Source organism: Pseudoduganella guangdongensis (genome assembly GCF_009857475.1).
Taxonomy (GTDB): Bacteria; Pseudomonadota; Gammaproteobacteria; order Burkholderiales; family Burkholderiaceae_D; genus Rugamonas; species Rugamonas guangdongensis.
Genome location: NZ_WWCJ01000028.1, coordinates 41,448 through 65,666 on the forward strand (window position 1 = coordinate 41,448; position 24,219 = coordinate 65,666).

Below are 24,219 nucleotides of genomic sequence, written 5' to 3' on the forward strand. Positions count from 1 at the left end.
ACATGACACGACAAAATAGTTCTAGCTTTTCCTGCATTGATTTGTTCGCGGGTTGTGGTGGCCTTTCTCTCGGCCTGCACGAGGCCGGGTGGAATGGAGTATTCGCGATTGAGCGTGACCCGATGGCGTTCGAAACGCTGAACAATAATCTCTTGCGTGAGGGCGCATCTCATCGTGCGTACGATGTTTGGCCAGCTTGGCTGCCGAAAACTAACCACGACATCGTAAGCCTACTCAAGGACCCTACATTCCGAAAGAACGTTGCTAGCCTACGTGGCGAAGTAGCGCTGATGGCAGGAGGGCCTCCGTGCCAAGGCTTTAGCGTAGGGGGCAAGCGCGACGGCGCAGATGAGCGCAATACTTTGGTTTTCCAAATGCTCGATATGGTAGATTTGGTTCGGCCACGAGTGGTCTTGATTGAGAATGTGGAGGGTATAGCTCGACGATTCGTAGCTAGGCCTGGTGAAGAGAAATCGTCTGTTGCCGATGCTGTAATTGAACGATTGGCCGACCTAGGTTATACGGGGACATTCCAAGTCTTGGACGCGAGCACTTTTGGCGTGCCTCAAGCACGTAAAAGGGTTGCAATCATTGGTGTAGCAGATTGCCCCGTTGACGCTCGTGAACTCAAATCGATGTTCGTTGATGCGATAGCGCGGGCGGCTGTGAACGTTCGTCAAAATTGGGGTTTGCACCCAACCAATGATGTGTCCGCTGAGGAGGCGATTCACGACCTGCATGGCGGGTTACGAGTCGTGTGCCCAGATTCCGAGAAGTTTGACTCTGCAAAGTATGTCAAAGCTGAGTCGGCCTACGCTAAAGCAATGCGGCGGGGAGCACGCACCGGCACTGTGCCAAATTCGCATCGGTTCTCAAAGCACGGCGCGAGGATTGAGGAACTGTATCAGTTGGCGCATGACACACAGCCACCCGGCCGGTTGTCAAAGCAATTCCTGCTCGCAAACGACACAAAGAAGGACAAAAAGGTACTTATCGACAGGGACAAAGTCGTTTCTACGATTACTACTCACCCCGATGAGTTCATTCATTATGCGGAACCTCGAAACATAACTGTGCGTGAGATGGCGAGGATGCAGTCGTTCCCGGACGACTTCCACTTCTTCGGACGTTATACGATTAACGGACCTCGACGAAAACTCGATGTCGCAAGATGTTCTCAGGTAGGTAACGCTGTTCCTCCGCTGCTGGCTGAAGGACTTGGTCGCGCCATTCAAGAGATTCTGTCCCGTATGGATTCTAAGGATGTTAATACCACTCCAGCTATTGCCAGGAAAAGCAACGCTTCGGTCGCAGCTACTTCATGCGCAGGTTGAACGCCAATTTCTTGAAACATAATGACAATACTTGACCTTCTACGAACCAAGTCTAAATCGGTGTGCGAATCTGGCCGTCATGAGGCTGTTGAGTCCCTTCGCACAGTTTTTCCCGAGAACGAGTGGGGTATCGAAACCGACTTCAATTACTACACCAAAGATAACGCGAAGAATCTTTGGAATAACGAGCTCCGCAAAAGGGTGAAGCATAAGCTGGAGGCTGAGGGTTGGAATAACGATAGGTACGAAGACTGGCTTGGCGAGGTGCACTTCACCAATCTCAATCCGTACCGCAAGAATCTGTTCGACCGCTATCGCAGTAATGCTGGATGGCGAGTCGTGGTCATGTCCATTCCTCGCGCAGAAGTCATTGTTTTGGGTATCGCGTCGCACTACCAGAATGCACAGAATCATAACAAGCTTGGCGAAGTATCCAATCTCATCTACGACATCGCAAGTGATGCGATGAGTGAAGCTGGATTGGAGATGTTCGGTCGGAAAATTACGAGCGCGGACTGGGACCAGAATGGACTGATGCAGTCCCCAATCACAACTATAGATTCAATCTCCATCACAGACGTTGCTTCTGATGGTTTGAATTTGAAGGATGTTCGAACGACTACCTTAAAGAAAATCCTCGCGTCATTTATTTCGCTTAAGGTCATACCATCGACAGTCACTGAGGCGAAGTTCTTTGAAGAGCTGAGCAAACTCGCACAGTTTGCGAAGTATCTTGCTGAGAACGTTTACCCATTCTCAGGCCTTGAGGAGTTCGAAACCCTTCGAGCGTTGGCTCTTCAGGATATGGCCTCTGCTGGTGCAAGACTGCAATTGCGTAAGAAGAGCTCCACTCGGTCCGTTGTTCGGGTTTACTACGGGCCACCAGGAACTGGCAAGACTTTGAGTGCTGTACGAGAGGCAGTTAGGTTGGTTGAGCCAGGTTTTGATGACAAGGGAGACGTGACCTCTTCGTTCACCAAGTTTAACGAGCATCGAGAGCAGTGCGCTTTCGTAACTTTCCATCCTTCACTTCAGTATGAAGACCTGGTTGAGTCGATTCGTCCAGTTGTGGATACGTCGGAGTCGGATGGCTCGGATGAGGCCGATGCTAAGAGTGCTGTAGGAGAAGGAGCTGTAAGTGGAGGTCTAAGTTATCGAATCCACGAAGGGGTATTGTTGCGCATGATTCGGCGTGCGTTACAGAATCCGGGCAAGGAGTTTGTACTCGTAATTGATGAGATTAATCGTGGTGATTTGAGTCGAATCCTTGGCCCCCTTATCTCCACCTTAGAGACCGATAAACGAGTAGGTGCTGAATTCCCAATCGGATTCGAGCTGCAATATCCACGCTCGGCTGAGCTAGAGTCTAGGTTGTTCATGCCCTCGAATTTGCATTTGATTGGAACGATGAATTCATCGGACAGAAATATCGCATTGGTCGACCATGCATTGCGTCGTCGTTTCGACTTTGTCGAAGTGCCCCCTGAGCCGCAGATACTCAAGGTCACCAATGACACCCTGCCCATCGACTGTGCGAAGTTGCTTGAGACAATCAATAGGCGAATTGAACACTTAATTGATGCCGACCATTGCATTGGCCACGGGTATCTTGTTGGCTGCGAAACCAATGCTCAGGTAGTAGAACGCATGGTGAAGAAGGTGATTCCTTTGCTGCGAGAATATTTCTATGGCAATGAAGGGCTGATGCTTTTGGTCCTAGGTGTTTCACCAGCGTTGCAACATCGGATTTTTGTGCTGGCTGAGCAAGAAAGTGAATTTTCGAAAGTTTTCTCGGTCGCCCTGGAAGATGCCGCAGCAATGGGTTACCGTGCTCACTCTACGCCTAGAAATTTGCGTATTGATACGAGGTTCTGGAACGCATCCAGGTTAGTGGCTGGGCCAGATGATGAGAAGTATGCGGTGTCATGCGTGCGTCAAATTTATAACGGGATAGACCCTGAGGAGGTTGCTCCTGCAAACATGTCGACTTTCTCCACTGATGAAGCCGCTGGTACAGTGTAAGGAGTGGTCAAAGCTTAGTGTTGGGAAGGACGCTAAGCTAAGGAGCACTGAAGATATCGTCTCAATTCTGCGAAGTTGGCAAGTCAAGACAGGCGGTGACCCTTCAGGCTATTTTGATGTCAGTGCAAATTCGATAACGCCTAAGTTTTGGTCTGGGACGCTTGAAACTTCTAGGCTGCGTCTAGAAGTTGCACCTATGGGCTCGGATATCCTCGCCCCAGGACAGCGAACAAAGTTGGACGCTAATCTTACGGCGATGCTAGCGTTCGCGACTTCTTCGCAATCGGTGAGCTCTGGGGCTGCGTTCTTGAGTGCAAATGGCAATCGATATGAAGCACTGGTGGCAGTGTTCTGCCACGAGCTTCAGCTAGCGCGTCGGCGCTTGGTGCTAAGACGGTATATCACAAAGCGTGAGTCGCTTAACGCGCCTAGAGGTCGCATCGCGTTTCCTGACCAGTGTTACGAGACTATTCGTAGGCCAGGTAAAGTCATGTCGGAGTGGGTTGCGCTGACTGAAGATATTGCGGAGAACAGAATTTTCAAATTTGTTCTTACTTTGTATCGGCCCCGATGCTCATCCCCATTGCGGGCGAAAATCGACGGCTGTCTCGCGGAGCTGGAGAACGTTCAACTTTCCAATGACGTTAGCGGCGAGTGGACAGGAGTCCGAACGGACCGCTTGCCAGAGTTCTATGGCGCATTGCTGGACCTTAGTAAGACGCTTCTGAATGAAGAAGGGAGTGGAGTCCTAGCGGGGGAAACTTTGGCTTTGGGGGAAATTCTTTTCACCTCTCGGTTGTTCGAGCGATACGTAATGAAGGAGGTGTCACGAATCTCTTCAAGCCAGGGGCTATCCGCAAGGCCGCAATCCAGAGGTACATTCCTTTGCCGCGATGAAAATGCGCGAGATATTTTCGAGCTGATACCGGACATGCGTCTGGTGGATTCACATGGGAAAACGAAGATGATTCTCGATGCAAAGTGGAAGGAGTTAGACCATGCCAATCGAAATCGGGGAATTAAGCGCGAGGATATTTATCAGCTTTTGGTGTATGGAGGTAAGTACGAATGTAGAGACTTGCTGCTCGTGTATCCCGATATCAGCCTGAAGACTGGCGCAATTGGACATTACGAGAAATTTTCTGTTGATTTCGGAGGGGGCGCGTACAACATCGGCGTTGTACGTGTGCCGATGTTAGCGCAAAGTCTCACCTTGACCAGCGACTTTTTGCGTCATGTCTTGGGCAGGGAGCAGCAACCGAACCTGTCTTTAACTTGAATCGTTGTTCGGCCAGGGATTGATATCCCTGGCTGTTTCGACAATGGTTCTCAGAGTTCACTCGCGTTCAATGTCGGCTTTGCTTTTCATGATTCACTTCAATAACAAGCTGTCCCCGGTGAATTACGAAAAGCAGTATTTTGAGCGGCTCGCGAGCGTCTAGTGAACTCGTGGCGATTCAGTCGCATGCGACGCGGAGCAGATAATCGTTTGTTCCATGCTTAGGGATGGCTCGAACCAAATCCAATATGTATCTGGAGGGATTGAGGACCAACACCTCAAGCGTGCGGCGGTGGACATCCTTGAGGGTACGAAGCCAGCCTTTGACAATAGACGTCGGAAGTATCAATAGCCTGCTAGCCCCATTGTCTTGGCGCGCCAAGACAGGAAGCTTTTTGGGCGGGCCTTTGTTGATTGAGGTGGGCGGAATGCATGAATGTTGTCGCAAACTTGTCGCACAGCGAGGACCTAAACAGACCTGCCCAAACCAATCTGAAGACCAATAAAAAAATCAGTCCTTTTTAAGGGACTGATTTTTAAGGGAAATCCTTGTTTTTCAAAGAAATCCGAGCATTCGCTCAATGTATTCGGTGGTGGAGACGGCGGGAATCGAACCCGCGTCCGCAAGCACTCTACAGACAGTTCTACATACTTAGCACTATCATTTAATTTAGCCTATACGACGCGGATGTGCACGCTGCGGACAGGCGATTCACCTTAATTTTAGAACTACTCGAAGTGAACCCTCGTAGTTCGATCCCTTCTAAATGACCCAACACGGCCTTGCGGCCACACCCGAAGGGCGAGGTGTTGTCGGGCAGGTCAGCGATTAAGCTGCCAGTGCGTACGAGTTATCGTTTGCAGTTAGTTTGTTTCTGGGTGTATTTACGAGGTAACCAGCCCTCGGTATGCCCTGTTCTGCTTTGCAACCCACGTCGAAACCAGGTCGTCCCCACAGAAGGAATCTCTATTCTACATGAATCTATTCGCGCGCGTCAGACTTCGATGGAAACCAGCGGTCGGTCGTTGTCGGCCAGGCGGGAGAATTTGATCTCGCCGCCGGGGCCGAAGGTGAAATCAACCAGGTGGCGGCGCGAAACGGGCACGCCGAGCGACTTCAGGTCGTGGAAGCTGTCGGCCTCCTTGAAGCCCAGGTCGATGGTCAAACCGACCAGCTGGTAGGCCTCCACCAATTGCGCTACGTGGTCGCGCCGGTTGTTTTGCTCGATCAGGCCGTAATGGGCGGGCTTTTCGCCGCCGAAGTAGCGGATCAGGGCGGCCTGCATCAGCTCCACCTGGGAGCGGGCCGACGCCTCGCCCAGCACATCCTCGGGAGCCGAGGTTTGCACTTTGACGTCCATGCGCTTGACCAGCAGGAAGGTGTCGTAAGTGTTCTCGTTCTCTTCGACGATGCGGTTGACGGCGGGGTAGCGGCCCTTGGCCAGCTTGGCCTGCGGGTCGCGCGTGATGCCGACGTACTGCACGATGCTTTCGTGCTTCAGGTCATGCGGGAAACGCTGCAGCAGGTCGTGGATGGAGAAGCACTCGGTCAGCGCACCCCAGTTCAGGGTGATGTACTTGTCATGCAGCGTGACCACCGGCTTCTTGAAGGTGGCCTCGAACGGCACCTCCAGCTCCATGGTGATCGATTCTTTGCGATTCTCGGCCCCTACGAGCAGCGGCACGTTCAGTTTCAGGCCGAAAAAGCCCCAGCTGGTGCCTTTCTTGCTGTCGAAGCGGATGCGCGGGCGCGCCACTACGAAGAACAGCAGCTGTTTTTCCATGGTCGCGTCGAGCGCGAACTGCATGCGGCGCTGGTAGCGCCCGATCGGGTCGCGGAAGTCCGGTACCAGGGGATCGTTAACGAGCAGGTCGTACCAGTAAAAACGGCTCTCGGCAACGGAGGCGTCCCAGCGCTGCGGTGCGCTGCTGCGCGGTGGTAGCGCCGCCTCGAGGTTGTCTTGCCCGCCCATAAAGTCTCCAAATACCTGTTTTTCTAGAATCTCTACTTACTATAGTATAGAAACTTATTACTACCGAGCAAGTTGCTCGCGTTTATTATGCCGCCAAGGATGCTGGCGACGTTACGGTGGCGCGGATCAGGTCCAGCAACTCGGCCGGGGAGGCCAGCAGGTGGTCGGCGCCCCAGGTGGCGGGTTCGATCGCGCCGCAGTAGCCCCACTGGCAAGCCACGGTGCGCATGCCGGCGGCGTGGCCGGCCTGGATGTCGCGCAGGTCGTCGCCCACGTACCAGCAATCTTCCGGTGCCAGGCCCAGGCGGGCGGCGGCTTCCAGCAGCGGGGCAGGGTGCGGCTTGGCGTGCGGTGTGGTGTCGCCGGAGACCACGCAACCGGCGTGGTCCAGGCCGATCTGCGGCACCAGGGGATCGGTGAAGCGGGCCGGCTTGTTGGTCACAATGCCCCAGCGCAGGCCGGCGTCGGCAATGCCGGACAGCAGCTCATGCACGCCTTCAAACAGGGTGCTGTGCACCGCCATGGCCGCTTCGTAATTGCTGAAGAAACCCTGGCGCAACTCCTCAAAGCCTTCGTCCTGCGGCGCCAGGCCGAAGGAAACCCCGATCATGCCGCGCGCGCCGTGCGACGCTTGCGGGCGCAGCACTTCATACGGGGTCGGTTCCAGGCCGCGCACGGTGCGCAGCAGGTTGATCGCGGCTGCCAGGTCGGGGGCAGTATCGGCCAGGGTGCCATCCAGGTCGAACAGGATGGCGCGCGGGGCGTGGGTCAGGCTCATAGCGGGTGGGGCTTTCGAAGCAGGCGGCGCGCTGGCCGCCGTACTTCATTCTGGGCGGGTGCAGGCCACCAGGTAATTAACACTGGTGTCGTTGTTCAGGGAATAGACCTTGGTGAGCGGATTGTAGCCCATGCCTTTCAGGGCATCTACTTGCAATCCTGCGGTGCGGATATATTGCGACAGTTCAGCAGGGGTAATGAACTTTTCGTAATCATGGGTGCCCTTGGGCAGCATGCGCAGCAGGTATTCCGCGCCGAGTACCGCGAACAGGTAGGCTTTCGGGTTGCGGTTCAGGGTCGAAAAGAAAACCTTGCCACCCGGTTTCACCAGGGCAGCGGCGGCGCGCACGATGGCGCCCGGGTCGGGCACGTGCTCCAGCATTTCCATGCAGGTCACCACCTCGAACTGGCCTGGTTCGGCGGCGGCCATGTCTTCGGCGGCGATCAGCTTGTAGCGCACTTGCACGCCGGACTCTAGGCTATGCAGGTCGGCAACTTTCAGCGCTTTTTCGGACAGGTCGATACCGGTCACCGTGGCGCCTTTTTTGGCCATCGATTCGGACAGGATGCCCCCGCCGCAGCCGATATCGATCACATTCTTCCCGGCCAGCGGGGCGCGCGCGTTGATCCATTCCAGGCGCAGCGGATTGATTTCGTGCAGGGGTTTGAATTCGGACGTGGGGTCCCACCAGTGGTGGGCCAGTTCGCTGAATTTTTGCAGTTCTAATGGGTCGGCGTTCATGGCGGGATGATAGCAGACGAGTATGAAATGTCCACCGTGGGGTCAGGAAGAAAAGTGGACATTTATTGCGTTGGCAAAAGAAATGTCCACTTTTCTTCCTGACCCCAAGACGGACAAAAAAAGCCCCGCGCGGATGCGGGGCTGGTAGGGCGCGGGTGGCGCTTATTTCTTGGTGCCGACGACTTCGATTTCCACGCGGCGGTTTTTGGCGCGGCCTTCGGCGGTGGTGTTGTCGGCTACCGGCTGCTTCTCGCCTTTGCCTTCGGTGTAGACGCGGTTGGCGTCGACGCCTTTGCTCAGCAGGTAGGCTTTCACGGCTTCGGCGCGGCGCAGCGACAGTTTTTCGTTGTAGGCGTCGGTGCCGACGGAGTCGGTGTGGCCGACGCCGATGATCACTTCCAGGTTGATCGTGCCGAGCTTGCTGACCACGTCGTCCAGCTTGGCTTTGCCTTCCGGCTTCAGCACGGCTTTGTCGAAGTCGAAGAAGGCGTCGGCGGCGAACGAGACTTTTTCAGCGGTCGGTACCGGGGCCGGGGCGGCCGGGGTCGGGGTCGGCTGCACTGGCACTGGCACTGGCGGCTGGGCTGGCGCTGGCGGCGCCGGCGGCAGCACGCACTTGCCGTCTTTCAGCTCTTCCGGCGGGGTGCACAACGGCAGGTCGCAGCCTGGCACGGCGTCGGCCGGGGTCCAGTAGCCGGTGCGCCAGCACAGGCCGAATGGGTTGCGGGCGATGATGCCGCGCGCATCCTGCACGTAGGCGCTCTTTGGTGTCGCGGCCTTGATGTCCTGGGTCACCGGCGCGAACGGCGGGGCGGTTGGCTTTTCTTGTGCCAGGGCCGAGCCAGCCAGTACGGTGGTGGCGGCGATCAGGGTGGAGAACAGTTTCTTCATATTGGTCTTGTCCTTTTCCGGGGGAAATCTGTTGGTTTCTCGACCATTTTGCCATATATCGCAAAACTGTACCCAACTCGGGGGAAAAGCGCGGTTTCGCGTATCTGACCAAAATGTTGTTTTGTTGCAACGTGCTGGCCATAATAGTTAGCAATTGTGTCAACCCAATGACTTTCGTCCGGGGCGCTTGGCGCCATGCTAAAATCGCAGGCTTGTGTGTCTGGACAATATAGATCGACCCTCCATGGATCAATTCGCAAAAGAAACAATTCCGATTTCCCTCGAAGAAGAGATGCGCAAGAGCTACCTCGATTACGCGATGAGCGTGATCGTGGGTCGAGCCCTGCCTGACGCTCGCGACGGCCTGAAGCCTGTACACCGCCGCGTCCTCTTCGGGATGCACGAGCTGAACAACGTGTGGAACCGTCCTTACGTGAAATGCGCCCGCGTTGTGGGTGAAGTCATGGGTAAGTACCACCCGCACGGTGACGCGTCGATTTATGACACGCTGGTGCGTATGGCGCAGGACTTCTCGCTGCGCTACATGCTGGTGGATGGCCAGGGTAACTTCGGTTCCATCGACGGCGACAACGCCGCGGCGATGCGTTACACCGAGTGCCGCCTGGACAAGATCGCGGCAGAGCTGCTGGCCGACATCGACAAGGAAACCGTCGATTTCGCGCCCAACTACGACGGCAAGGAGAAAGAGCCGACCGTCCTGCCAACCAAGATTCCTAACCTGCTGATCAACGGTTCGTCCGGTATTGCAGTGGGTATGGCGACCAATATCCCGCCGCACAACCTGACGGAAGTGATCAACGGCGCGCTGCACGTGCTGAATAACCCGGATTGCTCGATCGATGAACTGATCGAACTGATCCCGGCGCCGGACTTCCCGACCGGCGGCACGATCTATGGCGTGTCCGGCGTGCGCGATGGTTACCGCACCGGCCGTGGCCGCGTGGTGATGCGCGCCAAGACCCACTTCGAAGAATACGGCAAGGAAGGCGGCCGCACCGCGATCATCGTGGACGAGCTGCCATACCAGGTCAATAAGAAGTCCCTGCTGGAGCGCATCGCTGAAAACGTGCGCGACAAGAAGCTGGAAGGCATTTCCGACATCCGCGACGAGTCCGACAAGTCGGGCATGCGCGTGGTGATCGAGCTGAAACGCGGTGAAGTGCCGGAAGTGGTGCTGAACAACCTGTACAAGCAGACCCAGTTGCAGGACACCTTCGGCATGAATATGGTGGCCCTGGTGGACGGCCAGCCGAAGCTGATGAACCTGAAGGACCTGCTGGCCACCTTCCTGTCGCACCGCCGCGAAGTCGTTACCCGCCGTACCGTGTACGAACTGCGCAAGGCGCGCGAACGCGGCCACGTGCTGGAAGGCCTGGCCGTTGCGCTGGCCAATATCGACGATTTCATCGCGATCATCAAGGCAGCGCCGACGCCGCCAATCGCGAAGCAGGAACTGATGGCGCGCGGCTGGGATTCGTCCATCGTGCGCGAAATGCTGAAGCGCACCGGCGAAGAAGGCCAGGGCGGTATCGAAGCCTTCCGTCCGGAGCACCTGCCTAAGCATTACGGCCTGCAAGCCGATGGCCTGTACAAACTGTCCGACGAACAAGCGGGCGAAATCCTGCAAATGCGCCTGCAGCGCCTGACCGGCCTGGAACAGGACAAGATCGTCAACGAGTACAAGGATGTGATGTCCCTGATCGCCGACCTGCTGGACATCCTGTCCAAGCCGGCCCGCGTCACCGCCATCATCACCGACGAACTGAACGCGTCCATGCTGGAATTCGGCGACAAGGATCCGCGCCGTTCCAACATCGAGAACAACGCGACCGACCTGGAAACCGAAGACCTGATCACGCCGCAGGACATGGTGGTGACCCTGTCGCACATGGGCTATATGAAGGCCCAGCCGCTGTCCGAGTACCGCGCCCAGAAGCGCGGCGGCCGCGGCAAGCAGGCGGCAGCGACCAAGGATGAGGACTGGATCGACCAGCTGTTCATCGCCAACACGCACGATTACATCCTGTGCTTCTCCAACCGCGGCCGCATGTACTGGCTGAAGGTGTGGGAAGTGCCGCAAGGCTCGCGCAATTCGCGCGGCAAGCCGATCGTGAACATGTTCCCGCTGCAGGACAACGAGAAGATCACCGTGGTGCTGCCGCTGTCGGGCGAAAACCGCACCTTCCCGGAAGACCACTACGTCTTCATGTCGACCAGCCTGGGTACTGTGAAGAAGACCCCGCTGAAGGACTTCTCCAATCCGCGTAAGGCCGGCATCATCGCGGTCGACCTGGACGAGGGCGATTTCCTGATCGGCGCGGCGCTGACCGACGGCGAGCACGATGTGATGCTGTTCTCCGACGCCGGCAAGGCTGTGCGCTTCGACGAGAACGACGTGCGTCCAATGGGCCGTACCGCGCGCGGTGTGCGCGGCATGAACCTGGAAGAAGGCCAGACCGTGATCGCGCTGCTGGTGGCGGAAAACGAGGAGCAGTCGGTGCTGACCGCGACCGAGAACGGCTTCGGCAAGCGTACCCCGATCACCGAGTACACCCGCCACGGCCGCGGCACCAAGGGCATGATCGCCATCCAGACCTCCGAGCGTAACGGCAAGGTGGTGGCGGCGACCCTGGTCACCAAGACCGACGAGATCATGCTGATCACCACCGGTGGTGTGCTGATCCGCACCCGCGTGTCGGAGATCCGCGAGATGGGCCGTGCCACCCAGGGTGTGACCCTGATCGCGGTGGAGGACGGCACCAAGCTCTCGGGCCTGCAACGTATTGTGGAAGCCGACGCCGACGAGCCGGAGGTGGAAGCCGAGGCCGACGCGGAAGGCGGCGCGGCAGCCGAATAAGGCTGACCCGCAACGGGCCCTGTCTGAGCAATCGGGCCGGGCCCGTTAGTTTTTTAACCCCCCCCCAAAATTCGAAAAACAAATAAGCAATGAAGAAATTCGTCGTATCCCTGCTGGCCTGCTGTACTTTCGCCCATGGCGCTTTTGCAGCTGATGCCGCCCCGACCCCGGCAGCGAATGCTGCCAGCGCCGCCGCTGTGCGCGAAGTGCTGGACGCGATGAACTACCGCGTGACCTGGGCGGCGATGATGGGGCAGATGACCAAGGCCATGCCTGGCATGATCCGCCAGCAGACGGAAGCCGCGCTCAAGGCGGACAGCCGCCTGACCGACGCGCAGCGCAAGGAGCGCCTGGCCAAAATGGAGGCGGATATGCCGAAGATCGCGGAAATGATGGACAAGGTCATGAACGATCCGGGCCTGGTGGCGGAGATGGAAGCGGAAATGACCACCCTCTACACCCGCTACTTCACCACCGACGAGTTGAAGCAGATGGCGGCCTACTACCGCTCCCCGCTGGGCGCCAAGAGCCTGCAGGTGATGCCGCAATTGATGGCGGAGTCGATGGCGATCGGCCAGCGCGTCACCGCGCCGCGTATCCAGAAAGCCATGGAACAGTTCCGCAAACCGAATTAAGGAGCCTGTCGTGAAAAAAATCGTGTTCACCGCCATCCTGGCTGCCGCAGGCTGCGCCCACGCCGCACCACCCAGCGAGGCTGCCGTGCGCGAGTTGATGGAAGCGACCAATGCGCGCAGCAGCATGACTGCGTCGATGCAGAATATGTCCAAGGCCTTGCCGCAGGTGCTGCGCCTGCGCGCCGAGGCGGTGGTGCGCAACAACCCGAAACTGAACGAGGAGCAGCGCAAGGCGGAGCTGGCGAATGTGGAGCGCCGCATGCCGGCCATCACGGCGGCACTGCAAAAAGATCTGAACGACCCCAAGCTGGTCGATGAGCTGTACAACCAGGTGGTGCCGATGTATGCGCGCCACTTCAGCGCCGAGGACGTGAAGGCGCTGACCGCCTTCTACCGCAGCCCGGCCGGTAAAAAGGCGCTGCAGGTCATGCCGCAGCTGATGGCGGACAGTGCGCAGGTCGCGCAAAAGCTGACGCAGGAGCGCGCCAAGCGCATCATCGAACAAACGAAGTAAGGAGTCCGGAAGTGGCAACGAGCATCTACAATTTCTCCGCCGGCCCGGCCGTGCTGCCTAAGGAAGTGCTGCAACAGGCAGCTGCCGAAATGCTGGATTGGCAGGGCAGTGGGATGTCCGTGATGGAGATGAGCCACCGTGGCCCCGAGTTCATTTCGATCTACCGCGCCGCGGAGCGCGACCTGCGCGAGCTGCTGGCAGTGCCGGACAACTACCGCATCCTGTTCATGCAGGGCGGCGGCCTGTCGCAGAACGCCGTGCTGCCGATGAACCTGTGCGGCGGCGCCGACAGCACTATCGACTTCGTGCAGACCGGTTCCTGGTCGTCCAAGTCGATCAAGGAGGCGGCGCGTTATGCGCGGGTTAACGTGGCCGCTTCGTCGCAGGCCACCGGTTTTGACCGCGTGCCGGACCAGTCGGAGTGGAAGCTGACCCCGGGCGCCTCCTACCTGCATGTCTGCACCAATGAAACCATTGACGGTGTCGAGTTCAATTTCGTGCCGACCGCACAGGGCGCGACGCCCATCGTGGCCGATATGTCTTCGCATATCCTGTCGCGCCCGGTGGATGTAAGCAAGTACGGCGTGATCTTCGGCGGCGCGCAAAAGAATATCGGGCCGGCCGGCGTGACGGTGGTGATCGTGCGCGATGACCTGATCGGCAAGGCACTGCCTTTCTGTCCTTCCGCGTTTGATTTCAAGAATGTGGCGGATAATGAATCGATGTACAACACGCCGCCGACCTACGGCATTTATATTGCCGGGCTGGTGTTCCAGTGGCTGAAGAAGCAGGGCGGCGTGGCCGCCATGGAACAGCGTAATATTGAGAAAGCCGGGCTGCTGTACGCAGCGCTTGATGCCGACGACTTCTACCAGAATCGCGTCGCAAAAGAATACCGTTCGCGCATGAACATACCGTTCTACCTGCGCGATGAATCGCAAAATGAAGCATTCCTGGCCGGCGCGAAAGCGCGCGGGCTTTTGCAGCTGAAGGGCCATAAGTCCGTCGGTGGTATGCGGGCATCGATCTACAACGCGATGCCAATCGAGGGCGTGCAAGCGCTGGTCGACTACCTGAACGAATTTGCAGGACGCTAGTCAAGACCGGGAACGCGGAAAACCAGCCGGATGGCCATCCCGTCCGACCCTAAGGGGCGTCCCCTGGTTTTCCGGCTTCCCGGTTTGAAAAAGCGCCAATAAGTGAACGCAAGCAAATGACAGACAAACTGAAACCCCTCCGCGAAAAGATCGATGCGATCGACGCGCAAATCCTGGCGCTGCTGAACGAGCGCGCCAAAGTGGCCGAGGAAGTCGGCCACGTCAAAGCCGAAACCAACGCGCCGGTATTCCGTCCCGAGCGCGAAGCCCAGGTGCTGCGCGGCGTCGCCGAACGCAACCCCGGCCCGCTGGGCGGACGCGAAGTGCAAACCATCTTCCGCGAAATCATGTCCGCCTGCCGCGCGCTGGAGCGCCGCGTCACCGTGGCCTTCCTCGGCCCGGCCGGCACCTTCAGCGAGCAGGCCGTGTACGCCCAATTCGGCACCGCCATCGAAGCCGTGCCCTGCGCCTCCATCGACGAAGTCTTCCGCGCCACCGAAGCCGGCACCGCCGATTTCGGCGTGGTCCCGGTCGAGAACTCGTCCGAAGGCGCCGTCAACCGCACCCTCGACCTGATGCTGGCCACCCCGTGCCTGATCAGCGGCGAGATTGCGATTGCCGTCCACCACAGCCTGATGACTAGGACCGGCTCCATGGAAGGCGTGCGGGTGATCTGCGCCCATTCTCAGGCGCTGGCCCAGTGCCAGGTGTGGCTGAACCAGAACTTCCCGCACATCGAACGCCGCGCCGTGGCCTCGAACGCCGAAGCGGCGCGCATGGCGGGCGACGACCCGACCATCGCCGCCATCGCCAGCGAGCATGCCGGTGCGCAATATGGCCTGGGCGTCACGCACGCGCACATCCAGGACGACCCGCACAACCGCACCCGCTTCGTGGTGATCGGCAGCCTGCAGACCAACCCGTCCGGCAAGGACCACACCTCGCTGGTGCTGGCGGTGCCGAACAAGGCCGGCGCGGTGTACCACCTGCTGGCGCCGCTGTCCAAGCACGGCGTGTCGATGACGCGTTTCGAATCGCGCCCGGCACGTATCGGCACCTGGGAATATTATTTTTATGTAGACGTGGAAGGGCACGTACAAGACCCGTCCGTGGCAAAGGCGTTGGCCGAACTCAAGGACAATGCTGCCTTCTTCAAAGTGCTGGGCTCCTACCCGACCAGCCTCACCTGACCTTTATACGAGATTAGAAACATGTCCAAGAATTACGGCCCTGAATACGTTCGCGCAATCGCTCCTTACCAGGCTGGCAAGCCGATTTCCGAAGTGGCGCGCGAGTTCGGCCTGCAGGAAGAGAACATCGTCAAGCTGGCTTCCAACGAAAACCCGTTCGGCGTGCCGGAATCGGCGCAGAAGGCCATGGCCGCCGCCGCCGCTGAACTGGGCCGCTACCCGGATGCCAACGCCTTCGACCTGAAGACCGCGCTGTCCAAGCGCTACGATGTGCCGATGGACTGGATCACCCTGGGCAACGGCTCCAACGACATCCTGGAAATCGCCGCCCACGCCTTCGTTGAGCGCGGCCAGTCCGTGGTGTATTCGCAGTATTCCTTCGCCGTGTACGCGCTGGCGACCCAGGGCATTGGCGCGCGCCATATCGTGGTGCCGGCCAAGAACCATGGCCACGACCTGGATGCGATGGCTGCGGCCATCGAGGCAGACACCAAGCTGGTGTTCCTGGCCAACCCGAACAACCCGACCGGCACCTTCGTCACCGGCGCCGAGATCGAAGCTTTCCTGCAGAAGGTGCCGGCCAACGTGGTCGTGGTGCTGGATGAGGCTTACAACGAGTTCCTGAAGAAGGAAGACCAGTACGAGTCGGCGGCCTGGGTCAAGAAGTACCCGAACCTGCTGGTGTCGCGCACCTTCTCCAAGGCCTACGGCCTGGCCGGCCTGCGCGTGGGCTTCGCGCTGGCGCAGCCGGAAGTGACCGATTTGATGAACCGTATCCGCCAGCCGTTCAATGTGAACTCGCTGGCGCAGGCGGCGGCGATTGCGGCGCTGAACGACAAGGAGTTCCTGGCCAAGTCGGCGGCGAACAATACTGCGGGCTATGAGCAGTTCGTGGAGGCGTTCAAGGACCTGGGGCTGGAGTATGTGCCTTCGTACGGCAACTTCGTGCTGGTGCGCGTGGGCTCGGATGATGCCGCTGGTGCGCGCATCAACCTGGCGTTGCTGAAGCAGGGCGTGATTGTGCGTCCGGTGGGGAATTACGGGCTGCCGCAGTGGCTGCGTATTTCCATCGGCCTGCCGCAGGAGAATGCGGTGCTGATTACTGCGCTGCGCAAGGCGCTGGCGGAGGATCGTGCTTAACAAGGTAGTCATCTTTGGCGTCGGCCTGATCGGCGGCTCGTTTGCGCGGGCGCTGAAACAGGCTGGCGCGGTGAAACATATCGTCGGCGTGGATCGCTCGGAGGCGTTTTTGTCGCGGGCGCTGGAGCTGGGTATCATTGACTCGGCCGCCCAGCCCGGCAAACCGGTGTCTGACCCACAGGGTCAGACACCAGCCAGCCGCCGCCGCGTATCGGTGTCTGACCCTGCGGGTCAGACACCGGTTTGCAGGTTTGAAGAAGCCATCACCGGCGCCGACCTGGTGCTGCTGGCCGCACCAGTAGCGCAGACCGGCCGCATCCTGGCCGCGATCCTGCCGCACCTCGACGCACACACCATCGTCACCGACGCCGGCAGCACCAAATGCGATGTCGTCGCCGCGGCGCGTGCCGCGCTGGGCGAGCGTGCCGCGCAATTCGTCCCCGGCCACCCCATCGCCGGCCGCGAAACCAACGGCCCCGACGCCGCCATCGCCGACCTGTACCACGGTAAAAAGACCGTCCTGACCCCGCTGCCGGAAAACGCGCCGCAGGACATCGAACGCGTCGCCCAGGCCTGGCGCGCCTGCGGCGCCATCATCCACACCCTGACCCCGGAAGAACACGACAGAGTTTTCGCCGCCGTCAGCCATCTCCCGCACCTGCTGGCCTACGCGCTGGTGGATGACGTGGCCAGCAAGCCCCACTCAGGCCTGCTGTTCCAATATGCTGCCAGCGGCTTCCGCGACTTCACCCGCATCGCCGGCAGCTCGCCTGAAATGTGGCGCGATATCAGCCTCGCCAACCAGGCCGCACTCCTGACCGAGCTGGATGCATATCTGGCACAATTAACCCGTTTGCGCGCCAGCCTTGCCGCTGGCGACGCCGCCGCGCTCGAAGCGGTCTACAGCAACGCCCAGCGCGCGCGCCGGCAGTGGATCGAAACCATCGAAGCGGCCGAGCCGCCGCAGCCGAAAGACGCGGCGGCAGAATAAGGAACACGCATGACTGATTACCCGCATTACTTCGACCTGCTGCCCGTACCCCACGTGGAAGGCGCAGTGCGCCTGCCAGGCTCGAAATCCATTTCCAACCGCATCCTGCTGCTGGCCGCGCTGGCGGAAGGGGAGACCCGCGTGGTCGACCTGCTGGCCTCCGACGACACCGCCGTGATGCTGGCGGCCCTGCGCTCGCTGGGCGTCGACTGGACCGAAGAGCGCGACGGCGACAGCACCGTGCACGTGGTACAGGGCGTGAAAGGCAACTGGCCGCTGCGCAGCGCCGACCTGTTCATGGGCAACGCCGGCACCGCGATCCGCCCGCTGACCGCCGCCCTGGCGGTGATCGGCGGCGACTATAAGGTGCACGGCGTGCCGCGCATGCACGAACGCCCGATCGGCGACCTGGTGGACGCGCTCAACGCGGCCGGTGCCGACATTGAGTACACGATGAACAAGGGCTACCCGCCGCTGCACATCCGCAGCGGCGCGTTCAAGTCGCCGCGCCTCTCGGTGCGCGGCGACGTGTCGAGCCAGTTCCTGACCGCGCTGCTGATGGTGGCACCGCTGATGGCGCGCGAGCAGGCCATTACCATCGCCGTCGAAGGCGAGCTGATTTCCAAGCCGTATATCGAGATCACCCTGAACCTGATGCGCCGCTTTGGCGCCGTGGTGGAGCAGGACGGCTGGGCGTCGTTCACCATTCCGGCCGGGCAGGTGTACCAAAGCCCGGGCACCATCCATGTCGAAGGCGATGCTTCCAGCGCTTCCTACTTCCTGGCGGCCGGCGCGATTGGCCGCGGCCCGGTGCGAGTGCTGGGCGTGGGCCGCGATTCGATCCAGGGCGACGTGCGCTTTGCGCAGGCGCTGGAGCAGATGGGCGCGACCATCACCATGGGCGACAACTGGATCGAGGCCAGCGCGTCCGGCCCGTTGCAGGCGGTGGATATGGATTTCAACCACATCCCGGACGCGGCGATGACCATTGCGGTGGCGGCGCTGTACGCGCAGGGCACCACCACCTTGCGCAATATCGCTTCCTGGCGCGTGAAGGAAACCGACCGCTTGAGCGCCATGGCGACCGAGCTGCGCAAGCTGGGCGCCATTGTGGAGGAGGGCGAGGACTGGCTCTCGGTCAGCGCGCCGCGCACCTTGCTGCCGGCCACCATCGACACGTATGACGACCACCGCATGGCGATGTGTTTCTCGCTGGCTTCGCTCGATGGCTTTATCCGCAAGGGCACCAAGGTGCGGATTAATGACCCGAAATGTGTCGCCAAAACTTTCCCGGAGTACTTCACCGCGTTTGCGTCGATCGCGAAGCGTGGTAGCGTTTAACTTTTAGCCAAAACCGGTAAACCAATGCCTGACCCGCGGCCGCCGCAGGCCAAGTGTCAGGCACTTGTGCCTGACACTGGTTTACCGGTTTAAAACATACACATATGCCAACATCAAACATCCCAGTCATCACCATCGACGGCCCGACCGCCAGCGGCAAGGGCACCGTGGCCCACAAGGTTGCGGACAAGCTGGGCTTCCACCTGCTGGACTCCGGCGCCCTGTACCGCTTGACAGCCTTGCAAGCCTTGCGCCGTGAAACACCCCTGAACGACGAGCACGCCCTGGCCAAGCTGGCCGAGCACCTGCACATCCATTTCGCCGGCGACGCCATCTACCTGTCGCAAGAAAACGTCAGTGACGCCATCCGTGCCGAGGAAGTTGGCAATACTGCATCAAAAATCGCCGCCTTGCCCGCCGTGCGCCAGGCCTTGTACGGCCTGCAACTGAGTTTCCGCAAGACACCAGGCCTGGTCGCCGATGGCCGCGATATGGGCTCGGTGATCTTCCCGCACGCCCCTTTAAAGGTGTTTTTGACCGCTTCCGTCGAAGCGCGCGCCGATCGCCGCTATAAGCAATTGATCGGAAAGGGAATTTCTGCTAGTATGCAAGACCTGCTGATGGATTTGAAGGCACGCGACGACCGGGATATGAACCGGGCCATCGCGCCGCTGGCACCGGCAGAGGGGGCGCACATCCTCGACACATCTGCAATGGACGCTGACGAAGCGACTGAGCAGGTGCTGAAGTGGTGGGCCGCCACCCATAAATAAATAGCTGTTTTGTTCAACCCTCAACCCAGTTGAAGCCGCATAGTGCGGGCCTTACTGGCTAACCTGGAAATAAATAATGGAAAGTTTTGCAGCCCTCTTCGAAGAGTCCCTGTCGCGTCAAGACATGCGCTCTGGCGAAGTGATCTCCGCTGAAGTCGTGCGTCTGGACCACAACTTTGTGATCGTTAACGCCGGCCTGAAATCGGAAGCTTTCATTCCTGTTGAAGAATTCAAGAATGACCAAGGCGAACTGGAAGTCAAAGTAGGCGACTTCGTTTCCGTGGCCATCGAATCGCTGGAAAATGGTTTCGGCGATACCATCCTGTCGCGTGACAAGGCCAAGCGCCTGGCATCGTGGCTGGCACTGGAAAAAGCAATGGAATCCGGCGAGATCGTCGTTGGTACCGTGAATGGCAAGGTCAAAGGCGGCCTGACCGTTCTGACCAACGGCATCCGTGCTTTCCTGCCAGGTTCGCTGGTAGACACCCGTCCAGTTAAGGACACCACCCCATTCGAAGGCAAGACCCTCGAGTTCAAGGTTATCAAGCTGGACCGCAAGCGTAACAACGTGGTTCTGTCCCGCCGCGCCGTCATCGAAGCTTCGATGGGCGAAGAGCGTCAGAAGCTGATGGAAACCCTGAAAGAAGGCACCGTGGTAACCGGCGTCGTCAAGAACATCACCGACTACGGTGCGTTCGTTGACCTGGGCGGCATCGACGGCCTGCTGCACATCACCGATCTGGCATGGCGTCGTGTGCGTCACCCATCCGAAGTGCTGACCGTTGGTCAAGAGATCACCGCTAAGGTCCTGAAGTACGATCAAGAGAAGAACCGTGTGTCCCTGGGCGTGAAGCAACTGGGCGACGATCCTTGGACCGGTCTGTCCCGTCGTTACCCACAAGGCACCCGCCTGTTCGGTAAAGTCACCAACCTGACCGACTACGGTGCGTTCGTTGAAGTTGAACAAGGCATCGAAGGCCTGGTTCACGTGTCCGAAATGGACTGGACCAACAAGAACGTCGCTCCAAACAAAGTTGTCCAGCTGGGCGACGAAGTTGAAGTGATGGTTCTGGAAATCGACGAAGAGCGTCGTCGTATCTCCCTGGGCATGAAGCAGTGCAAGGCAAACCCTTGGGACGACTTCGGCATGAGCCACAAGAAGGGCGATAAAGTCAAAGGCGCGATCAAATCGATCACCGACTTCGGCGTGTTCATCGGCCTGCCAGGCAACATCGACGGCCTGGTGCACCTGTCCGACCTGTCCTGGACCGAGTCCGGCGAAGAAGCCGTGCGCAAGTTCAAGAAAGGTGACGAACTGGAAGCCGTTGTTCTGGCAATCGACGTTGAGCGTGAGCGCGTTTCCCTGGGCGTTAAGCAACTGGAAGGCGATCCATTCAACAACTTCGCAGCCATGAACGACAAGGGCTCCCTGGTGACCGGTACCGTTAAGTCGGTTGAGCCAAAAGGCGCCGTGATCCAGCTGTCCGAAGAAGTTGAAGGCTACCTGCGCGCTTCCGAAATCTCCCGCGACCGCGTGGAAGATGCCGGCACCCACCTGAAAGTTGGTGATTCCGTGGAAGCCCTGGTGATCAACATCGATCGCAAAGCACGTTCGATCCAGCTGTCGATCAAAGCTAAAGACAACGCGGACACCGCTGAAGTGATGTCGAAGATGGCTGCTGACTCCAGCGCCGCTTCCGGCACCACCAGCCTGGGCGCGCTGCTGAAGGCCAAGTTCGACAACAAGAACTAATCTACCGGGCACTTAGATGACTAAGTCCGAATTGATCAACCGCCTGGCTGAGCGTTATTCCCAGCTGGTGGCCAAAGATGCGGAGTATGCCGTCAAAACCATCCTCGATGCGATGACCAACGCCCTGGCTGAAGGCCAGCGCATCGAGATCCGTGGTTTTGGCAGCTTTGCCCTGAATTCGCGGCCGCCGCGCATTGGACGTAATCCAAAGTCCGGCGACAAAGTGATGGTGCCTGAAAAACGGGTGCCGCACTTCAAGCCTGGCAAGCAGCTGCGCGAGCGGGTCGATGCGATGGTCGGGCAACCGATCATCGAGGATTGAGTCTCTGGCTAGTAGAATGAAGGGGCGGGCATTTGCCTGCCCCTTTTTTAATTTGGAACTGACAATGAAATTGATCTCCACCGCCTTTGGCGTTGTCCTGTTTGTCCTGTTCTTCGGTTTTGCGTTAAAAAACACGCAGGAAGTCGACCTGCACCTGTTCCTCCAATACGAGCTGCGCGGCCCACTGGTGCTGATGCTGCTGGCCTTCTTCGTGGCCGGCGCCGCCCTGAGCATCCTCGCGCTCACCCCAACCTTGTTCCGCCAGCGCCGCGAAGCGAACAAGCACAAATCCACCATCCACTCCCTGCAGACCGCCGCCATGCAAGTGAACGAGCGCCCGCAGCCGGATAGCGTCAACACCCAGCACTAAGAAAAAATATGGATTTTGAACTCTGGTGGCTGCTGGGCATCCCAGCCATGTTTGCCCTCGGCTGGATCGCCGCACGCGTCGATATCCGCGCCGTGGTCTCCGAATCGCGCACCCTGCCGCGCGGCTATTTCCGCGGCCTGAACCACCTGCTGAACGACCAGCCCGACAAAGCCATCGATTCCTTCATCGAGATCGTCAAGCTCGACCCGGAAACCGCCGACATGCACTTCGCGCTGGGCAACCTGTTCCGCCGCCGCGGCGAAACCGAGCGCGCCATCCGCGTGCACCAGAACCTCTTGTCGCGTCCCGACCTGCCGGCCGAACAGCGCGCCCAGGCCGAGTATGAGCTGGGCCAGGACTACCTGAAAGCCGGCCTGCTGGACCGCGCCGAAGAGACCTACAAGCGCCTGCTGGACACCTCCTACGCCGTGCAAGGGCGCAAGGCGCTGCTGGAAATCTTCCAGCGCGAGAAAGAGTGGCAGCGCGCCATCGAAGCCGCGCACGCGCTGCAGGAATCCGGCGCCGGCTCGCGCCAGAAAGAAATCTCCCAGTTCTACTGCGAACTGGCGCAGGATGCGCTGGTGCACATGAAGCCGGAAGAGGCGGAAACCCTGCTGGAAAAAGCGCTGGCCGCCGACCGCAGCAGCGTGCGCGCCACCATCCTGTGCGGCGACGCCCAACTGGCCAAAGGCGACACCGAAACCGCGCTGGCCACCTGGCGCCGCGTCGAACAGCAATCCGTGCCGCACACCGCGCTGGTGGCCACGCGCCTGATGGACGGCTACCGCAAGGTCGGCCGCCCGCAGGAAGGCGTCAGCCTGCTCAAGTCCTACCTGGAACAGGCGTCCTCGATCGACCTGCTGGAAGTGGTGTTCAAAGCCGTCATCGAACTCGATGGCGTGGAAGCGGCCAAGCAAGTGGTGATCGACGAATTGCGCCGCACCCCGACCCTGCTCGGTCTCGACAAGCTGCTGGAAGCGCGCATGATGGACGCCCCGGCCGCCGTCCTGTCCGAACTGTCGATGGTAAAGAACCTGGTGCACGGCTACACGCAAAAGCTGGCGCGCTACCAATGCAGCCACTGCGGCTTCAAAGCACGCCAGTTCTACTGGCATTGCCCCGGCTGCAGCCGCTGGGACTCCTATCCCCCGCGCCGCACCGAAGAACTAAACGTAATGAATTAAGACTATGAGCAAAGCACCCGCCCTCGAAAAAGTCCGCATCCTGGTCGCCGGCGACGTCATGCTGGACCGTTACTGGTTCGGCGATGTCAGCCGCATCTCCCCGGAAGCCCCGGTTCCTGTCGTGCGCATTGAGCGCCGCGAAGCCCGCCTGGGCGGCGCTGCCAACGTCGCCCGCAACGCCGCCGCCCTGGGCGCGCACGCCGGCCTGCTCGGCATCATCGGCGCCGACGAAGCCGGCGCCGAAGTCGAGCAGCTGCTGCAAGGCGGCGGCATCCACAGCTATCTCAAGCACGACAACGCCATCTCCACCATCATCAAGCTGCGCGTGATCGGCCGCCAGCAGCAGATGGTGCGCATCGACTTTGAAGAAGCGCCCAGCGACGCCGTGCTGCGCAACAAGCTGGTGCAATTCAAGACCCTGCTGCCGGAATACGACGTGATCGTGCTGTCCGACTACAACAAAGGCGGCCTGGTCGACGTGGCCGAAATGATCGCCACCGCGCGCGCCGCCGGCAAGGTGGTGATGGTCGACCCCAAAGGCGACGACTTCAGCCCCTACAAAGGCGCCACAGTCCTGACCCCGAACAAATCCGAGCTCAAGCGCATTGTCGGCAGCTGGAGCAGCGAAGAGCAGTTGATCACCAAAGCCCAGAACCTGCGCAGCGAACTGCAGCTCGACGCCTTGCTGCTGACCCGCTCGGAAGAAGGCATGACCCTGTTCACTGGCGAAGGCATTTTCAACGTCCAGGCCAGCGCACGCGAAGTCTATGACGTCTCCGGCGCCGGCGACACCGTGATCGCCACCATGGCCGCCATGCTCGGCTCCGGTGCCGGCTGGCAAGAAGCCGTCGAAACCGCCAACCGCGCCGGCGGCATCGTAGTCGGCAAGCTCGGCACCGCCACCGTCACGCGCGACGAGCTCTTCAGCTAAAGCCAAAAACCGGTGCCAGGTCTGTCATTCGGACACGGGCCCGGCAGTAGGCGCAGCCTACTGCCGGGCCCGTGTCCGAATG

Annotated in this window: 21 protein-coding genes and 1 other RNA gene; 17 read left to right on the forward strand and 5 right to left on the reverse strand. The window is 59.5% G+C overall.

Translation table 11 applies throughout. The features are described 5' to 3' along the window. Nucleotides 1-2 precede the first annotated feature (2 nt). From GTP41_RS25025 to GTP41_RS25035, 3 genes are read left to right on the forward strand one after another with little or no spacing between them, the layout of a single operon-like run. Entirely contained in the window at nt 3-1,334 is a 1,332-nt protein-coding gene (locus GTP41_RS25025; protein WP_161028319.1) for a DNA cytosine methyltransferase, read from the forward strand. 21 nt (nt 1,335-1,355) lie between these two features. Next, nucleotides 1,356-3,356 (forward strand): McrB family protein, encoded by a 2,001-nt coding sequence (locus GTP41_RS25030; protein WP_161028320.1) that lies wholly within the window; start codon nt 1,356-1,358, stop codon nt 3,354-3,356. Then, nucleotides 3,334-4,635: an McrC family protein gene (locus GTP41_RS25035; RefSeq protein WP_161028321.1), complete on the forward strand. Its 1,302-nt coding sequence runs from the start codon at nt 3,334-3,336 to the stop codon at nt 4,633-4,635. Before GTP41_RS25030 ends, GTP41_RS25035 begins: the two co-directional genes overlap by 23 nt. A gap of 591 nt (nt 4,636-5,226) precedes the next feature. Here GTP41_RS25035 and ssrA read toward each other — a convergent pair. From ssrA to ompA, 5 genes are all read right to left on the reverse strand, one after another. Beyond that, nucleotides 5,227-5,589, reverse strand: a transfer-messenger RNA (tmRNA) gene (gene ssrA, locus GTP41_RS25040). Between the two features lie 41 nt (nt 5,590-5,630). Beyond that, nucleotides 5,631-6,608 carry a hypothetical protein gene (locus GTP41_RS25045; protein WP_161028322.1) on the reverse strand — a complete coding sequence of 326 codons (978 nt, stop codon included), beginning with the start codon at nt 6,606-6,608 and terminating at the stop codon, nt 5,631-5,633. 85 nt (nt 6,609-6,693) lie between these two features. Further along, complete coding sequence (locus GTP41_RS25050; RefSeq protein WP_161028323.1) at nt 6,694-7,386, reverse strand: HAD family hydrolase; 693 nt, start codon at nt 7,384-7,386, stop codon at nt 6,694-6,696. Between the two features lie 45 nt (nt 7,387-7,431). Then, the gene (gene ubiG, locus GTP41_RS25055; RefSeq protein WP_161028324.1) at nt 7,432-8,127 is read right to left on the reverse strand and encodes a bifunctional 2-polyprenyl-6-hydroxyphenol methylase/3-demethylubiquinol 3-O-methyltransferase UbiG; all 696 of its coding nucleotides are present in this window, start codon (nt 8,125-8,127) and stop codon (nt 7,432-7,434) included. Between the two features lie 162 nt (nt 8,128-8,289). Next, nucleotides 8,290-9,018, reverse strand: a complete 729-nt coding sequence (ompA, locus tag GTP41_RS25060; protein ID WP_161028325.1) for an outer membrane protein OmpA — start codon at nt 9,016-9,018, stop codon at nt 8,290-8,292. A 244-nt stretch (nt 9,019-9,262) separates the two neighbouring features. Between ompA and gyrA the strand changes: the two genes are divergently transcribed. From gyrA to rfaE1, 14 genes are all read left to right on the forward strand, one after another. After that, on the forward strand, nt 9,263-11,896 hold the full coding sequence (gyrA, locus tag GTP41_RS25065) for a DNA gyrase subunit A (RefSeq protein WP_161028326.1): 2,634 nt from the start codon (nt 9,263-9,265) through the stop codon (nt 11,894-11,896). Between the two features lie 89 nt (nt 11,897-11,985). Beyond that, nucleotides 11,986-12,531 carry a DUF2059 domain-containing protein gene (locus GTP41_RS25070; RefSeq protein ID WP_161028327.1) on the forward strand — a complete coding sequence of 182 codons (546 nt, stop codon included), beginning with the start codon at nt 11,986-11,988 and terminating at the stop codon, nt 12,529-12,531. Between the two features lie 10 nt (nt 12,532-12,541). Next, nucleotides 12,542-13,045 carry a DUF2059 domain-containing protein gene (locus GTP41_RS28035; protein WP_161028328.1) on the forward strand — a complete coding sequence of 168 codons (504 nt, stop codon included), beginning with the start codon at nt 12,542-12,544 and terminating at the stop codon, nt 13,043-13,045. Nucleotides 13,046-13,056: 11 nt separating this feature from the next. After that, entirely contained in the window at nt 13,057-14,142 is a 1,086-nt protein-coding gene (serC, locus tag GTP41_RS25080) for a 3-phosphoserine/phosphohydroxythreonine transaminase (RefSeq protein WP_161028329.1), read from the forward strand. Nucleotides 14,143-14,258: 116 nt separating this feature from the next. Then, on the forward strand, nt 14,259-15,332 hold the full coding sequence (gene pheA, locus GTP41_RS25085) for a prephenate dehydratase (protein ID WP_161028330.1): 1,074 nt from the start codon (nt 14,259-14,261) through the stop codon (nt 15,330-15,332). Between the two features lie 21 nt (nt 15,333-15,353). Further along, on the forward strand, nt 15,354-16,472 hold the full coding sequence (hisC, locus tag GTP41_RS25090; protein WP_161028331.1) for a histidinol-phosphate transaminase: 1,119 nt from the start codon (nt 15,354-15,356) through the stop codon (nt 16,470-16,472). Further along, nucleotides 16,465-17,463 carry a prephenate dehydrogenase gene (locus tag GTP41_RS25095; RefSeq protein WP_161028332.1) on the forward strand — a complete coding sequence of 333 codons (999 nt, stop codon included), beginning with the start codon at nt 16,465-16,467 and terminating at the stop codon, nt 17,461-17,463. Before hisC ends, GTP41_RS25095 begins: the two co-directional genes overlap by 8 nt. 9 nt (nt 17,464-17,472) lie before the next feature. Beyond that, nucleotides 17,473-18,804 (forward strand): 3-phosphoshikimate 1-carboxyvinyltransferase, encoded by a 1,332-nt coding sequence (gene aroA / locus GTP41_RS25100; protein ID WP_161028333.1) that lies wholly within the window; start codon nt 17,473-17,475, stop codon nt 18,802-18,804. A 104-nt stretch (nt 18,805-18,908) separates the two neighbouring features. Beyond that, complete coding sequence (cmk, locus tag GTP41_RS25105; RefSeq protein WP_161028334.1) at nt 18,909-19,577, forward strand: (d)CMP kinase; 669 nt, start codon at nt 18,909-18,911, stop codon at nt 19,575-19,577. Between the two features lie 76 nt (nt 19,578-19,653). Continuing rightward, nucleotides 19,654-21,330, forward strand: a complete 1,677-nt coding sequence (gene rpsA, locus GTP41_RS25110) for a 30S ribosomal protein S1 (protein WP_161028335.1) — start codon at nt 19,654-19,656, stop codon at nt 21,328-21,330. Between the two features lie 16 nt (nt 21,331-21,346). After that, a complete protein-coding gene (locus GTP41_RS25115; RefSeq protein ID WP_057260302.1) occupies nt 21,347-21,652 on the forward strand; it encodes an integration host factor subunit beta in 306 nt (101 codons plus the stop codon). A 64-nt stretch (nt 21,653-21,716) separates the two neighbouring features. Continuing rightward, nucleotides 21,717-22,022 carry a LapA family protein gene (locus tag GTP41_RS25120; RefSeq protein ID WP_161028336.1) on the forward strand — a complete coding sequence of 102 codons (306 nt, stop codon included), beginning with the start codon at nt 21,717-21,719 and terminating at the stop codon, nt 22,020-22,022. 8 nt (nt 22,023-22,030) lie between these two features. After that, entirely contained in the window at nt 22,031-23,206 is a 1,176-nt protein-coding gene (lapB, locus tag GTP41_RS25125; protein ID WP_161028337.1) for a lipopolysaccharide assembly protein LapB, read from the forward strand. A 4-nt stretch (nt 23,207-23,210) separates the two neighbouring features. Then, the gene (gene rfaE1, locus GTP41_RS25130; protein WP_161028338.1) at nt 23,211-24,137 is read left to right on the forward strand and encodes a D-glycero-beta-D-manno-heptose-7-phosphate kinase; all 927 of its coding nucleotides are present in this window, start codon (nt 23,211-23,213) and stop codon (nt 24,135-24,137) included. The last annotated feature ends 82 nt before the right edge of the window (nt 24,138-24,219 follow it).

Bases quoted from the DNA above. Each gene is read 5' to 3' on its own strand.
- GTP41_RS25025 (WP_161028319.1), top strand. From the start codon at position 3: ATGACACGACAAAATAGTTCTAGCTTTTCCTGCATTGATTTGTTCGCG.
- GTP41_RS25030 (WP_161028320.1), top strand. From the start codon at position 1,356: ATGACAATACTTGACCTTCTACGAACCAAGTCTAAATCGGTGTGCGAA.
- GTP41_RS25035 (WP_161028321.1), top strand. From the start codon at position 3,334: ATGAAGCCGCTGGTACAGTGTAAGGAGTGGTCAAAGCTTAGTGTTGGG.
- GTP41_RS25045 (WP_161028322.1), bottom strand. From the start codon at position 6,608: ATGGGCGGGCAAGACAACCTCGAGGCGGCGCTACCACCGCGCAGCAGC.
- GTP41_RS25050 (WP_161028323.1), bottom strand. From the start codon at position 7,386: ATGAGCCTGACCCACGCCCCGCGCGCCATCCTGTTCGACCTGGATGGC.
- ubiG (WP_161028324.1), bottom strand. From the start codon at position 8,127: ATGAACGCCGACCCATTAGAACTGCAAAAATTCAGCGAACTGGCCCAC.
- ompA (WP_161028325.1), bottom strand. From the start codon at position 9,018: ATGAAGAAACTGTTCTCCACCCTGATCGCCGCCACCACCGTACTGGCT.
- gyrA (WP_161028326.1), top strand. From the start codon at position 9,263: ATGGATCAATTCGCAAAAGAAACAATTCCGATTTCCCTCGAAGAAGAG.
- GTP41_RS25070 (WP_161028327.1), top strand. From the start codon at position 11,986: ATGAAGAAATTCGTCGTATCCCTGCTGGCCTGCTGTACTTTCGCCCAT.
- pheA (WP_161028330.1), top strand. From the start codon at position 14,259: ATGACAGACAAACTGAAACCCCTCCGCGAAAAGATCGATGCGATCGAC.
- hisC (WP_161028331.1), top strand. From the start codon at position 15,354: ATGTCCAAGAATTACGGCCCTGAATACGTTCGCGCAATCGCTCCTTAC.
- aroA (WP_161028333.1), top strand. From the start codon at position 17,473: ATGACTGATTACCCGCATTACTTCGACCTGCTGCCCGTACCCCACGTG.
- cmk (WP_161028334.1), top strand. From the start codon at position 18,909: ATGCCAACATCAAACATCCCAGTCATCACCATCGACGGCCCGACCGCC.
- rpsA (WP_161028335.1), top strand. From the start codon at position 19,654: ATGGAAAGTTTTGCAGCCCTCTTCGAAGAGTCCCTGTCGCGTCAAGAC.
- GTP41_RS25115 (WP_057260302.1), top strand. From the start codon at position 21,347: ATGACTAAGTCCGAATTGATCAACCGCCTGGCTGAGCGTTATTCCCAG.
- GTP41_RS25120 (WP_161028336.1), top strand. From the start codon at position 21,717: ATGAAATTGATCTCCACCGCCTTTGGCGTTGTCCTGTTTGTCCTGTTC.
- lapB (WP_161028337.1), top strand. From the start codon at position 22,031: ATGGATTTTGAACTCTGGTGGCTGCTGGGCATCCCAGCCATGTTTGCC.
- rfaE1 (WP_161028338.1), top strand. From the start codon at position 23,211: ATGAGCAAAGCACCCGCCCTCGAAAAAGTCCGCATCCTGGTCGCCGGC.